Annotated in this window: 13 protein-coding genes and 1 pseudogene; 9 read left to right on the top strand and 5 right to left on the bottom strand. The window is 65.4% G+C overall.

Going from position 1 to position 13478, the window contains the following annotated elements:
- Together AZG88_RS49955 and uvrA are read left to right on the top strand one after the other, a co-directional pair.
- A pseudogene (locus AZG88_RS49955) lies at window positions 1-135 on the top strand (transketolase C-terminal domain-containing protein); the annotation flags it as partial.
- A gap of 128 nt (window positions 136-263) precedes the next feature.
- Window positions 264-2801 carry an excinuclease ABC subunit UvrA gene (gene uvrA / locus AZG88_RS17360; RefSeq protein WP_061698382.1) on the top strand — a complete coding sequence of 846 codons (2538 nt, stop codon included), beginning with the start codon at window positions 264-266 and terminating at the stop codon, window positions 2799-2801.
- A 50-nt stretch (window positions 2802-2851) separates the two neighbouring features.
- On the opposite strand, the gene AZG88_RS17355 is transcribed toward uvrA, so the two are convergent.
- Entirely contained in the window at window positions 2852-3322 is a 471-nt protein-coding gene (locus AZG88_RS17355) for a hypothetical protein (protein ID WP_231914056.1), read from the bottom strand.
- A 154-nt stretch (window positions 3323-3476) separates the two neighbouring features.
- Here AZG88_RS17355 and AZG88_RS17350 point away from each other — a divergent pair, with 154 nt between their 5' ends.
- Both AZG88_RS17350 and AZG88_RS17345 read left to right on the top strand, forming a co-directional pair.
- Complete coding sequence (locus AZG88_RS17350; RefSeq protein ID WP_231914057.1) at window positions 3477-4271, top strand: class I SAM-dependent methyltransferase; 795 nt, start codon at window positions 3477-3479, stop codon at window positions 4269-4271.
- Between the two features lie 175 nt (window positions 4272-4446).
- On the top strand, window positions 4447-4773 hold the full coding sequence (locus AZG88_RS17345; protein ID WP_005242130.1) for an ANTAR domain-containing protein: 327 nt from the start codon (window positions 4447-4449) through the stop codon (window positions 4771-4773).
- Between the two features lie 104 nt (window positions 4774-4877).
- Here AZG88_RS17345 and AZG88_RS17340 read toward each other — a convergent pair whose 3' ends face one another.
- Complete coding sequence (locus AZG88_RS17340) at window positions 4878-6560, bottom strand: nitrite/sulfite reductase (protein WP_061698379.1); 1683 nt, start codon at window positions 6558-6560, stop codon at window positions 4878-4880.
- Window positions 6561-6664: 104 nt separating this feature from the next.
- Between AZG88_RS17340 and AZG88_RS17335 the strand changes: the two genes are divergently transcribed.
- The 4 genes from AZG88_RS17335 to AZG88_RS17320 all read left to right on the top strand — a co-directional run bounded on the left by AZG88_RS17335 (window position 6665) and on the right by AZG88_RS17320 (window position 9225).
- The gene (locus AZG88_RS17335) at window positions 6665-7492 is read left to right on the top strand and encodes a sulfurtransferase (protein WP_061698378.1); all 828 of its coding nucleotides are present in this window, start codon (window positions 6665-6667) and stop codon (window positions 7490-7492) included.
- Between the two features lie 8 nt (window positions 7493-7500).
- On the top strand, window positions 7501-8193 hold the full coding sequence (hemQ, locus tag AZG88_RS17330; protein WP_005242125.1) for a hydrogen peroxide-dependent heme synthase: 693 nt from the start codon (window positions 7501-7503) through the stop codon (window positions 8191-8193).
- A gap of 73 nt (window positions 8194-8266) precedes the next feature.
- Window positions 8267-8743 carry a MarR family winged helix-turn-helix transcriptional regulator gene (locus tag AZG88_RS17325; RefSeq protein WP_005242124.1) on the top strand — a complete coding sequence of 159 codons (477 nt, stop codon included), beginning with the start codon at window positions 8267-8269 and terminating at the stop codon, window positions 8741-8743.
- Between the two features lie 50 nt (window positions 8744-8793).
- Complete coding sequence (locus AZG88_RS17320; RefSeq protein ID WP_005242123.1) at window positions 8794-9225, top strand: DUF5313 family protein; 432 nt, start codon at window positions 8794-8796, stop codon at window positions 9223-9225.
- Between the two features lie 30 nt (window positions 9226-9255).
- Here AZG88_RS17320 and AZG88_RS17315 read toward each other — a convergent pair whose 3' ends face one another.
- Together AZG88_RS17315 and AZG88_RS17310 are read right to left on the bottom strand one after the other, a co-directional pair.
- Entirely contained in the window at window positions 9256-10269 is a 1014-nt protein-coding gene (locus AZG88_RS17315) for an alcohol dehydrogenase catalytic domain-containing protein (RefSeq protein ID WP_061042780.1), read from the bottom strand.
- A 143-nt stretch (window positions 10270-10412) separates the two neighbouring features.
- The gene (locus AZG88_RS17310) at window positions 10413-11699 is read right to left on the bottom strand and encodes an MFS transporter (RefSeq protein WP_061698377.1); all 1287 of its coding nucleotides are present in this window, start codon (window positions 11697-11699) and stop codon (window positions 10413-10415) included.
- Window positions 11700-11803: 104 nt separating this feature from the next.
- Between AZG88_RS17310 and AZG88_RS17305 the strand changes: the two genes are divergently transcribed.
- Window positions 11804-12187 (top strand): ArsR/SmtB family transcription factor, encoded by a 384-nt coding sequence (locus tag AZG88_RS17305; protein ID WP_061698376.1) that lies wholly within the window; start codon window positions 11804-11806, stop codon window positions 12185-12187.
- A 1-nt stretch (window position 12188) separates the two neighbouring features.
- On the opposite strand, the gene AZG88_RS17300 is transcribed toward AZG88_RS17305, so the two are convergent.
- Complete coding sequence (locus AZG88_RS17300) at window positions 12189-13211, bottom strand: 3-isopropylmalate dehydrogenase (protein WP_197487849.1); 1023 nt, start codon at window positions 13209-13211, stop codon at window positions 12189-12191.
- Window positions 13212-13478: the final 267 nt, after the last annotated feature.

Genomic DNA, 13478 nt, shown 5'->3' with positions numbered 1-13478 from the left:
GACGGCTTCACCGGGCCGCTCGCACGCGTCACGAGCGACGACAGTTTCATTCCGCTCGGCGATGCCGCACTCGAGGTCCTGCTGTCGGAGGAGACCATCGAGGCCGCGGCGATCAAGTTGGCACAGGTGAGCTGATGGCATTGGTCGGGCCGGAATCCGGGGCGAACTCTCCCCGAGAGAGCGTCGCCAGTACACATGGTTCCACCCCTCGAGTAAGACTGGGACGTAACCTGTCCGAGCACGAACCGACACCGGGAGCAGTTGTGCCCACCTTCGATCCTGCACCGCAGGCCGAACCGCTACGTGCCCAGGACTTCAACGGCATCGCAGTGTTCGACGCCAGTGAACACAACCTCGCCCACGTCGATGTGTTCATTCCCCGGGACTGCATCGTCGCCTTTACCGGGGTCTCGGGATCGGGGAAGTCTTCGTTGGCCTTCGGCACCATCTATGCCGAAGCGCAACGACGATTCCTCGAGTCCGTGACCCCGTACGCACGCCGGCTGATGGATCAGATCGGAGCGCCCAGGGTTGGGGACATCACCGGGCTTCCACCGGCGGTCGCCTTGCAGCAGGCCCGCGGTCACACGTCCGCCCGATCGTCGGTCGGCACCCTCACCCACATCTCGAACGTGCTGCGGATGCTGTTCTCCCGAGTCGGTACCTACCCGCCGGGTGCCCCCGTTCTCGACTCGAACGCGTTCTCGCCCAACACACCCGAAGGCGGATGCCCAGCCTGCCACGGGCTCGGCCGTACCCACGACGTCGACATCGATGCCCTGGTGTCGGACCCGAGCCGAAGTATCCGGGGCGGCGCCGTCGCCGCATGGCCAGGTGCCTGGCTGGGAAAGAACTACCGCGACATCCTCGCAACCCTCGGAATCGACGTGGACCGCCCCTGGTCCGAGCTCCCGGAAGACCAGCGTGAGTGGATCCTCACCACCGACGAGCAACCCACGGTCACGGTGTCACCCGTGCGCGACCCGGGCAAAATGGTGCGCGACTACCAGGGAACGTTCTCGAGTGCCCGCACCTACGTTCTGCACACCTACGCGACGACGAAGAGCGCAACCCAGCGGGCGAAGGTCGCCCGATATCTGGTGTCCCGACCCTGTAGTGCGTGCAAGGGCAAACGGCTGCGCCCCGAGGCGCTGGCTGTCCGGTTCGCCGGCCTCGACATAGCCGACGCCACGGAACTGTCACTGGCCGATCTGGCCTCGGTCCTCGACGCCGTCGTCGCATCCCGTGATTCCGCCGCAAGCGACGCGACAGAACGAGCATCGGCGTCCCTGGTAGACAACCTTCGCGGACGCCTCGCGGGTCTGACCGAACTCGGGCTGGGATACCTGAGTCTCGGCCGATCGACCACCACCCTCTCGCCGGGAGAACTTCAGCGACTGCGGCTGGCCACCCAGCTGCAATCGGGTCTGTTCGGAGTGCTGTACGTCCTCGACGAACCGTCCGCAGGCCTTCATCCCGCCGACACCGAGGCACTGGTCACCGCCGTGCGGCGGCTGCGCGCGGCAGGTAACTCCGTCTTCGTCATCGAACACAACCTCGACGTCGTCCGGGCGGCAGATTGGATCGTCGACGTCGGTCCCGGTCCCGGTGAGCATGGTGGGCGGGTGCTCTACAGCGGTGAGGTGGACGGTCTCGCTCACGTCCCCGAATCCGTGACTCGCCGATACCTTTTCGGAACCCCCGAGAGTTACCCCGACCCCGGACCGCCGAACAGGTGGATCGAACTCGCCGGGATCACGATGCACAACCTGCGGGATCTGACCGTGCGAATCCCGCTCGGGGTGCTCACCGCGGTCACGGGTGTGTCGGGATCAGGTAAATCCACACTCGTGAGCCGTGTGCTCACCGACGTCGTCGCCCAACACGTCGGCCTCGACAGCGAACCCCGCACCGAAACCGGGGGAGACGAAGCCGACGACTCCACGGTCGTCCTGGCCGAGGAGCGCGAGAAGGACACCGAGCCGACGGTAGTGGCCGCCCACGGGCTGGGACACATCAACCGGCTGGTGCGCGTGGACCAGACCCCGATCGGGCGGACGCCGCGCTCGAATCTCGCGACCTACACCGGTCTCTTCGATGTGATCCGGAAACTCTTCGCCGCACACCCCGTTGCCCGTGAACGGGGATACAGTCCGGGCCGATTCTCATTCAATGTCAGTGGTGGCCGTTGCGAGGAATGCGAGGGCGCCGGTTCGATCACCATCGGTATGCTGTTTCTGCCCGAGGCGTCCGCGCCGTGCCCGGCGTGCGCAGGCGCACGATACAACGCGGAGACCCTCGAGGTCCTCGTCGACGGCCGGACGATCGCCGACGTCCTCGCGATGACGGTCGACGACGCCCGCGCTTTCCTGAGTCACGTCCCGGCAGCGGCGAAAAGCCTTGACATGCTGGTCGAAGTCGGTCTCGGATATCTGCGACTCGGCCAATCGGCCACCACCCTGTCCGGCGGGGAGGCGCAGCGCGTCAAGCTCGCCAGCGAACTGCAGCGCATCCGATCCGGGCACACGCTCTACGTACTCGACGAACCGACCACCGGATTGCACCCCGCCGACGTCGATCGCCTCATGGTGGTGTTGCGACGGCTCGTCGCGGCGGGAAATACCGTCGTCCTCGTCGAACACGACATGCCGGTCATTGCCTCGGCGGACTGGATGATCGATCTCGGGCCCGGCGGGGGAGACAGCGGCGGCCGGATCATCGCCTCGGGGCCACCGACGGTCGTTGCGGAGACGGCCGGCTCCGCCACCGCCGCCTATCTCGCCCGGCATCTCGCCCGGTGAGGGTGCGCACGTGAGCGACGAAGTCGGTATCCGGTTCGGGTGCTACCGGCTCAGCGGGCGTGGATTCCGTAGACGGTGACGACGAAGCTGTGTCCCTTGGCGGTGCAGGTGAGGTCGCCCATGAACCCTGCGAGACAGGTGGTTCCCCCGTGGGTGATCGTCTTCTGGTACATGCTCTCGCTGGTGGCGACCTCGGAGATGTCTGGGTTGCCACCGGGAAGGGTGAACGGGGTGCCGGGCGGGTAGGCGGGGTGAGCGGGAAGCCAGGGAAGGTCGATCACGACGTGCTGGACTGGTCCCAGCCACGGCAGTCCGAACTCGCCGAGGATCGGAAAGTCCATCGGCAATGGTTGTGGCAGATCGCATCCCACGATGTCGTCGGGTGCGATCGAGCAGTTGAAGTTCCCCACACGGAAGTAGACGGGGGTGGGGGAGTCTGCCTGCGCAGGTGTTGCGAACGCGAGGAGAGCGGCTGCTGTAGCCGTGAACAGGCCGGTGGCTCGCTTCACTGAACGTGTCATACGAGGTATATACGCTGGGAACGGCGGGCGTTAGCCGGGCGTGGCATGGGACGCTCGAGAACTGACCGTGAGGAGCGCGAACGTCATGGCGACGACAGGTGAGCAGACGGACGGACCGGACAGTACGGCCGAGCGAGTTGCCCTGTGGCGGGCGATGCACGTACAGGTCGACGCGCCGCCACACGTGCTCGTCGACGAGATCGGCCTGCACCTCGCGGCTCCGGACGAGGGCTGGCGGACTCGCCCGGACATGGACCCGGCCGGCACCAGCGGGTTTCGGGCGGCCGTTGTCGCGCGTGCTCGATTCATCGAGGAGCTGGTATGCGAGCAGGCACGCCGCGGTGTCGTCCAATACGTCATCCTGGGGGCGGGCTTGGACACCTTTGCCCAGCGTAGGCCGGAGATCGCCTCCCACATCCGGGTGTTCGAGGTCGACCAACCCGGCCCCCAAGCCTGGAAGCGGAAACGGCTGATCGAGCTGGGCTTCGGCATTCCCGACTGGCTGCGGTTGGTGCCGGTCGACTTCGAGGCGAGCGAGTCCTGGTCGGAGCAACTGGCTGCGGCGGGCTTCGATGCTCGCCTGCCTGCGGTCGTCGTCTCGACCGGCGTCACGATGTACCTCACGAAGGACGCCACCGCGGCCACCCTGCGCCAGCTCGCCGGTCTCGCTGCCGGCTCGACACTGGCGATGACGTTCCTGCTGCCGACCCACCTTCTCGACGACGCCGATCGCCCCGGACTCCAGGCGTCCGAGAGCGGTGCGCGGGCGGCCGGAACACCGTTCATCAGCTTCTACACACCGCAGGAAATGCTGGCCCTGGCCCGCGACGCCGGCTTCGAGGGTGCACAGCACGTGGCGGGAACGGCACTCGCCGAGCGCTACTTCGCCGATCGGTCCGACGGCCTGCGCCCGTCGAGTGGAGAGGACTTGCTGGTGGCCACTACCTGAGCTCTTTGTCATGTGACGGCACAGTTGGACATTTGTCTAGATGACAGGTGCGGCGCCGTCGGCTAGAACTGTTGAGGCATCGACAGTGACGTGACTCACATTTTGCGTCCGGACGGGATCGTCGGCACACCGGCGGGCCGGCAGTCGATGCACGAGAGCGAAGGAGCATCGCGGAATGATCGAGGACAGCACCGAACCACTCACTCCGACTCCCGGCCCGACACGCCTGATCCCCCGTAGACGTCCCGACGGACGTGAACTGCTCGGCACGGCGAAGGGGATCTTGATCGCCGGCCGCGGCTGCAGTGACGCCCAGGCGTTCGACGAACTCCTCGACGTCGCCCGGCGTCATCACCTGACCGTCCTCGGCGCTGCCCGGAGCCTGGTCGACCTCGCCGCCGGACCCTCGCCCCGTCGGCGCTCGCCCGAAGCCGCCCGATTCGAAGAGTGGGAGCAGTTGGTCAACCAGCTTCCTCCCCGCCGGCACGCGCAGGCGAGTTGACGCGAGCCCTCACCGACGCCGGCACGTAGCAGACCGCGACGGGCGGGTGCTCCGCGGCGTCTCTCGTCCGCCTCGAGTGCGTGGTGCCCGGCAGTGCCACCCGATCATGCGAGATCGGCTTCGGTGGCGCGTTGGACCCAGGCCGCGAACTTCTCGGAGCCCTCGCGGTCGGCCACGTACCGTCGCACGATCCGCTCGACGTAGTCGGGCACCTCGGTGGCTGGAAGCTTGTGGCCGCGCAGTTTGCGCCCGAAGCTCGTGTCCAACCCGAGGCCGCCGCCGAGGTGAACCTGGAATCCCTCGACCTGGTTGGAATCGACGTCGGTCACGATCATCCCCTTGAGGCCGATGTCGGCGACCTGAATGCGGGCACACGAGTTGGGGCACCCATTGAGGTGCACAGTGATCGGGTGCTCGAGATGATCCTGGACGTCGGCCAATCGCTTCTCGACCTCTGTGATGAGTGCGGCAGCTCGCGCCTTGGTCTCGACGATCCCGAACTTGCAGAATTCGATGCCGGTGCATGCCATGGTGCTCCGTCGCCAGGGCGACGGACGAGCGGGGAAACCCAGCTTTTCGAGATCGGCTTGGAGGGAGTCGATACTGTCGTCCTCGACGTCGAGGATCACCAGTTTCTGCATCGGGGTGATGCGGACCCGCCGGGATCCGGATGCTTCCGCTGCTCGTGCCAAGTCGGTCAGCACGGTGCCGCCGACCCTGCCGACGACGGGTGCGATTCCGACGGCGTTCAGCCCGTTCTTCTGGCGCTGGATACCGACGTGATCGCGGGGTTCGTCGAGCGGTTCGGGTGCTGGTCCATCGAGCATCGCGCGTCCGAGATATTCCTTTTCGAGCACGTCGCGGAACTTCTCGACACCCCAGTCCGAGACGAGGAACTTCAGGCGCGCCTTCGCCCGCAGTCGCCGATACCCGTAGTCGCGGAAGAGGGAGACGATACCGATCCACACGTCGGGCACGTCTTCCAGTGGAACCCACGCGCCCAGGCGCTCGCCGATCCGAGGATTTGTGGAGAGACCGCCGCCGACCCAGACGTCCAGCCCCGGACCGTGTTCCGGGTGTTCGACACCGATGAAAGCCACATCGTTGATCTCGTGGACCACGTCCTGAAGGCCGGAGATGGCGGTCTTGAATTTGCGCGGCAGGTTGGAGTAGTCGGGGTTTGCGATCAATCGGCGGGTGATCTCGTGCAGAGCGGGTGTGGCGTCGAGGACCTCGTCGACGGCAATGCCGGCCATCGGCGAGCCGAGGACCACGCGCGGGGTGTCGCCTGCGGATTCGGCGGTCGTGAGGCCTACCCCTTCGAGCCTTCGCCAGATTTCGGGTAGGTCCTCGACCCTGATCCAGTGCAGTTGAATGTTCTGGCGGTCGGTGAGATCCGCGGTGTCGCGGGCGAACAGTCGGGAGACTTCACCGACGACGCGCAATTGTTCGGTGGTCAATGCCCCTCCGTCGATGCGGATGCGAAGCATGAAGTGCTCGTCCTCGAGCTCTTCCGGCGGCAACGTGGCGGTTCGGCCGCCTTCGATGCCAGGTGCGCGCTGGGTGTAGAGCCCCCACCAGCGGAAGCGGCTTCGCCGATCGGTCGGGTCGATGCCGGCGACACCGGTACGGCAGTACATCTCCTCGATTCTCTTGCGCACGTTGAGGCCGTCATCGTCCTGTTTGACCTGCTCGTTCACATTGAGCGGCTCACGGTCGCCCTGGGCCCACTGCCCCTCCGCGCGCGGGGCCTTCGCCCGGGCAGGGCGGGTCTTCGGTGTTGTCATCGGTGCTCCTCCGAAACTGTGTGCACGAAACTGTAGCGTAGACGAATAGATCGTGCATTAATTATATGTGCACGCCCCGTTTCCGACGAAGTGAAGGATGAACCATGAGTAGAAGCAGTTTTCTGGTCGACGCGGAATGGGTCGTCGAACACGCACACGACCCCGACGTCGTCCTCGTCGAGGTGGACGAGGACACCACGCAGTACGAGACGAACCACATCGACGGTGCCGTCCGCATCGACTGGAAGCGCGATCTTCAAGATCCGGTACGCCGCGACGTCATCGACCGGCGATCGTTCGAGAAACTCCTGTCCGAGAGGGGAATCGCCAACGGCGACAAGGTGATCCTGTACGGCGGGAACAACAACTGGTTCGCGGCCTACGCGTACTGGTACTTCAAGCTCTACGGCCACCGCGACGTCCGGCTGCTCGACGGCGGACGCAAGAAGTGGGAGCTCGACGGCCGGCCCTTGTCGAGCGAGAAGGTCACCCGACCGGCCACTGACTACGTGGCGTCCGAGCCCGTGTCGGGAATCCGCGCGCACCGCGACGAGGTGATCGAGCAGATCGGGAACAAGAACATCGTCGACGTCCGGTCTCCCGACGAATTCTCCGGGAAGATCCTCGCTCCCGCGCAGTTCCCGCAGGAGCAACCCCAGGTCCCGGGGCACGTCCCGACTGCGGTCAACGTGCCGTGGTCCAGGGCTGCCGCTGACGACGGCACCTTCCTCGGCGAGGACGAACTCCGCGACCTGTACGGCGGCGCCGGCCTCGACGACACGAAGGACATCATCGTCTATTGCCGGATCGGCGAAAGGTCGGCGCACAGTTGGTTCGTTCTTCACGAACTGCTCGGCTACCCCGAGGTCCGGAACTACGACGGCTCCTGGGTGGAGTACGGCTCGTTGGTCGGCGTTCCGGTCGAGAGGTAGCGCGCGCCTTGACCAGCTCTCGCTTCACCGAACTCAATCAACGCGTGCGGTTCATGATGTTCACCGTGTTCCAGGTGGTCCCCGGCGCACTTCCGGACGTGCGCGACGAGGTCGTGGAGGACGCGCACACCTACCTCGAGCGAGTTGCCGAGTCCGGTGTCGCGATCCGCGGAATCTACGACGTCGCAGGACTACGCGGAGACGCCGACTTCATGATCTGGACGCACGCCGACACCGTCGAGGGATTGCAGGCCGCCTACTCCGGTTTTCGTCGCTGCCGACTCGGGCGGGCGTGTACGACGGTGTGGAGTGCGGTCGCGCTCCACCGGCCGGCCGAATTCAACCGCAGTCACATCGCGGCATACGTGGCCGATGAGGAGCCGGGGCAGTTCGTGTGCGTGTACCCGTTCAACCGATCGCTCGAGTGGTATCTGCTGCCGGACGCCGAACGGCGACGGCAGCTCGCCGAACACGGCCGAGCGGCTCGCGCCTACCCGGACGTGCGGGCCAACACGGTGAGTTCCTTCGGGTTGAGCGACTACGAGTGGATCCTCGCCTTCGAGGCTCCGGACCCGAGCCGGATCGTCGACATGATGCGAGACCTTCGTGCGACCGACGCGCGCCGGCACGTTCGGCTGGAGACGCCGTTCTTCTCCGGCCCGCGAACCGGACTCGATGCCCTCGTTGCGCGTCTGCCTTGAGGATCGCCGGCAACCTCCGGAATGATTCGTGCAATATTAGTTATTGCACGAATCATTCTGGTAGCCTGGTGGCATGACCGCAGACATCCAGCAGGGGAAGGCCGGCGACGATCTACTCGCTCTCGACCGGCAGGTGTGTTTCGCGCTCGCGATCGCGAACCGGGCGGTGCTCGCCGTCTACCGCCCCCTGCTCGAACCGATGGGGCTGACGCATCCGCAGTATCTGGTCATGCTCGCTCTCTGGGGAAAGGCCCCGATGGCGGTCAAGGAGATCGGGACCGCGCTGCAACTCGATTCACCCACCCTCTCGCCGCTCCTCAAGCGCCTCGAGGCGTCCGGACTGATCACGCGCACCCGCAGTCGGGCCGACGAGAGGCAATTGGATGTGGAGCTGACGGAAGCCGGTGCTGCGCTTCGTGCGGAAGCCGAGAAGATTCCGCCCGCCGTGATCGAGAAGCTGGGTGTCAGCCTGGCCGAACTCGAAGAACTCCACGACGTTCTCACCCGCGTCAATCAGGCTGCGCTCAGAGCGGGCGCGCTCGATCAATGAGGACAATCATGTCGAATTCGACTCCAGCGCAACGTGAACAGGTAGTTGTCATGGTGCGTAACACGCAACGAAGCCGGCCTGGACCCATACAGTGGCTGGGCTACGCGGTAGGCCGCAAACTTCCCGACTCCATGCAGGACTGGGTCCGCAACGACCTGGTCGGTGACTGGGCGGTTCCCCGGCACCTCATTCGCAGCATGGTCCCGTTCGTTCCGGTCTTCGCCGCGTTCTTCCTGTTCCCGGGACCGCTCGGACTGCGCGCCTCCATGGTCCTGCTCGGAGTGCTACTCGCCGTGTTCTACGCGGTGTCGTACATGGCGCAGAACCGATCTCGACGCCTCGAGAGGCACGGACTACCGCCCGACTTGGAGAACCCGAGGAAGGCGTCCCGTCACGACGCCGAAAAGGCCGCGTACGAGAAGCTCCACGGACCTTCCGGCACCTGGGGCATCGAACGGCGGAGTGACAACGAACTCCGCTGAAGACAGTCGATCAACCGATGCCGAGAATGGTCACATGGCGAGGACCATGCGATAGCGTGCCCGACCTTCCTCCATCGCTGCATAGGCCTCCGCCGCTCGAGTCAGAGGCCGTTCCTCGATTCGGGCGCGCACCCCCGACAGGACCGCGAACTGCATCGTCTCTTCGACGTCGCGGGCGGTGCCGGAGGGGTGGCCGGTCACGTTGAGGCCGGGAGTGATCAACTGCAGAGGGCTGATCGGCAGTGGCTCGGGCGTGACGCCGACGACGGTGAGTTCTCCGTGCGGAAGCAGCCCACCGACCGTGTCGCCCATCGCTTTCGAGTTCGCCGCGGTCCCCAGGACCACCGCCACGCCGCCCAGTGCCCGCAACGCTTCGCTGACGTCGCCGGCGGTGGAATCGATGTAGTGGTGGGCGCCGAGCTGACGAGCGTCGTCGCCTTTGTCGGCGCCGCGAGCGATAGCAATCGTCTCGAAGCCCATCGCCCGGGCGAACTGCACACCGAGGTGGCCGAGTCCGCCGATGCCCAGGATGGCGACGCGGTCGCCTGGGACGGCGCTGGTCTTCCGCAGCGCGTCGTACGTGGTGACGCCGGCGCAGCTCATCGGCGCGGCTTCGGCGAAGGACAGCTCGCTCGGAATCCGGGCGAGTGCGTTGGCTGGAACGGTCACGGACTCGGCGTACCCGCCGGGGTACTGCCAGCTCGGCACCTGCAACTTCTCGCAATGAATGAAGTAGCCCTTGCGGCAGGGGATGCACTGGTTGCAGTGCCCACCGAACCAACCCACGGCGACGCGGTCGCCGACGGTGTAGTTGTCGACGCCGGCGCCGAGTTCGGCGACGGTTCCGGCGATCTCGTGTCCAGGTGTCAGTGGCCAGGACATCTCCGGGAATTGGCCGTTGATGAACGCGTGGTCGGTGCCGCATACCCCGCACGCGGATACCGCTATGCGTACGTGGTCGCGAGGGGGCGATGCGGTTTCGACGTCGACGAGTGTCAGCGGTTCGCCGGGGGCCTGGACGTGAACTGCCTGATGGGTGGGCATCTGTATTCTCCCTGTCTGTCGTCCTGAGCGATCGAGAACCAGGTTTCAGTGAAGCCCCTCGGCGGAGCTCCTGACAAGGGCTGACGGGGTCCAACCCATCGACGTGGAGACAAATGGTGCCCGGCGACACGACTGTCCGTAGGTCATGTCTGCGCTTTTTCCCACAGTGCTTCCTCGGTGGCGGCGTCCGTCTCGCCTCGGATGACTTGCTCTTCCGCGGTACCTGGACGCAGGTGTCGGGCTGTGCTGATTCGTACGGTGATCAGCGCGGTGAGGGAGAATGCCATGACGGCTGCCGCGAACGTGACGATGGCCGCGCCGAAGGGGAGGAATTGGATCAGGTAGCCCGTTCCCACGGGGAGCAGAGCCGCAGGAATGTAGCCGGCAATGTTCAATGTCGCGTTTGCTTCGGCGCGATGGTTCGACGGGACCCGGGTGCCGATCAGTGTCAGTGCCGCAAGTTGGCCGAGGCCCTGCGCGGCGCCGGCAAGAAGTGCCGCGAGGACGAACAACGCCGGTGTCGGGGAGAGGGTGACGCTCGCCGTCAGCGTCGCCATCGAGACGAACGCGGCAGTGGAACTCAGGGCGAGATGGGTTCTGGTTCGTAGATGCGCCAGGGCGAACTGGATTCCGGTTGCTACCAGAAACATGCCGCATGCCGCTGCGCCCGCGAGTAGCGGGCTGGGGGCGTTGATGCCGGTGGCGAGGACTGTGGGCCCGAGGGAGAGGAAGAAGGAGGTCGAGGTAATGCCCGGGGCGAATGCTGCTGCTCCCCAGACGAGTTCACGGCGATTGAGGCGAGGAACGGAAGGCCGTGACCAGAGAGGTCCGACCGGACCGTCCTCTGCGAATGCGCGGTGGAGTGGCAACCGTATCGCGACGACCAGCGTCAGTGTCGTTATCGTGAGCACGATCCCGAATATCCAGGACTGTGGTGTGTCGATGAGCTGGGAGAGCGCCCCGGACAGGAGGGGGCCGAGTCCGGCACCGAATACCATTGCAGCGGAGGCGATCATGGATCCGGTCCGGCGCCGGTGGTCGGGGGCGAGATCGATCGTCGCCGACATGCCCGCGGTGACGGCCGCCCCGACCGCGGCGCCGGCCAGCAGCCTGGCCGCCAGCAACCACACTACGTTCGTGGCCGACAGGAAGAGCCCCGCCGCGGTGACCGCGGCGATCAGGCCTGGGACGAGCACAACCTTCCGCCCGTATCGATCGGCGAGTTTCCCTGCGACGAGAAGGGTCCCGATCAGCCCGACCATGTAGGCCCCGAACACGATCGTCAAGATTCCGGAACTGAATTCCCATTCCGCTTGCCAGCGCGTGTACAGCGGGGTGGGCGCGTTGGACAGCACGAAGACGGCTGTCACCGTGCTTGCGGCGGCCAGGGACCACCTCAGTTCCTTCGGACCGGCCGAACTCTTTGCCATCGCCGTCTCCTCTTCCGCACCCGGTTCGATACCGGTCGTACTAGTACGAGATTATTCGTACAGAGATGGTACGACAAAATTCGTACTGCCGCTATGCTGGATCTATGACCGACCTTGCGCCGACCTATCGCATGAACGACAGCGAAGAGCCTTCCCTGCCGACGCCGCTACCCGAACCGGCGGCATCGGAGATCCGTCTGGAGCGGGTCATGGGCGTCCTCGCCGACCCGCTGAGACTCACAATCGTCAATCGGCTGTTGACCAGCTCTGAGGAATACGACCACACCTGCGGGTGGTTCGGCTTCGACCGGCCGAAGTCGAGCCTCACCCATCACTTCAAAGCGCTCAGGGAGGCGGGTGTCATCCGACAGCGGCAGCACGGGCTCGAGCGACGCAGCCGAGTCCGCATCGAAGACCTCGATGAGCGTTTTCCCGGCCTCGTGGAACTCATTGTGGACTGGCGGCCGGCCGATGGCGAAGCAGTGTGAGTCATTCGGAGCGCACTCGGCTCCTGATCTGCTCACCGATTTCCTCGGTGGAGCAGGATTCCTGTCCGCGGGATGCGATGTGGTCCTGAACTGCCTGGTCGATGGCGTTCGCTTCACGTGACAGTCCGAGGTGATGCAACATCAACGCGACCGAGAGGATTGCGGCTGTGGGATCGGCGACTCCTCGACCTGCGATATCCGGGGCGCTCCCGTGTACCGGTTCGAACATGCCGGGGTTCCTCCGTGAGCCGTCGATGTTCGCGCTTGCCGCCAGTCCGACACCCCCGCCGAGGGCGGACGTGAGATCGGTGATGAGGTCGCCGAAGAGGTTGTCGGTGGCGATGACGTCGAATCGGGCGGGGTTTGTGACGAGATGCAGCATGGCCGCATCGACGAGCATGTGATCGACCTCGACGTCCGGATACAGCGCTGCCAGGTCGTTGGCAGCGCGGGTCCACAAGGAGCCTGCGAAGGCGAGAACGTTCGGTTTGTGCACGATCGTCAACCTCTGCCGCCTGACCGCGGCGCGCTCGAACGCCTCCCGGAGAAGTCGATCGACGCCGAAGCGTGTGTTGACACTGACTTCCGTAGCGACTTCATGGGGCGTTCCGACGCGGAGTGCGCCCCCGTTGCCGGTGTACGGGCCTTCGGTTCCCTCCCGGACTACCAACAGGTCGACATTCACATCTCCGGCAAGCACTCGAGGCGCGCCGGGCATCGTCTTCGTAGGACGTAGGTTGATGTGATGATCTAGCGCGAAGCGCATTTCGAGCAGGATGCCACGTTCCAGCGTGCCGGCGGGGACGGTGGGGTCGCCGATTGCGCCGAGCAGGATCGCATCGTGATGCCGGATCTCGTCGAGTGTTTCCGGGGCGAGCAGGCGACCTGTTGCCCGGAAGTTTCGGGCGCCCAGGTCGAAGTAGCTGGTGTCGATGGTGGGGGCAACCTCGTGCAAGGTGCTGACCGCCTGGTCGATGACTTCGGGGCCGATTCCGTCCCCGGGAATGACTGCAATTTTCATCAGATCTCCGAACTGTGAACGTGGGACTGTTTCCGCGCGTGACGAGTCGCCCAGCCGAGTGCAGGGGTGCAGCGGGCTGAAGGGGCGTCGGTCCACAGAAGCTATCGCGCTCAGCCAAATGCTGGAATAGCCGTGCCACATAGTGAGATTCACCTCAACCGACGAACTCTATGGAGCAGGCGCGCCTCCGAGCGATACAGTTCCGCGCCGGGCGGGGCGTGTCGAGCTCGGGCATCGGAGGTTCACGTCAGCGTATTGACAAATTGTGAG

This window comes from Rhodococcus sp. LB1 (genome assembly GCF_001583455.1).
Lineage (GTDB): Bacteria > Actinomycetota > Actinomycetes > Mycobacteriales > Mycobacteriaceae > Rhodococcus_F > Rhodococcus_F opacus.
This window is presented reverse-complemented; position numbering and strand designations above follow the sequence as displayed.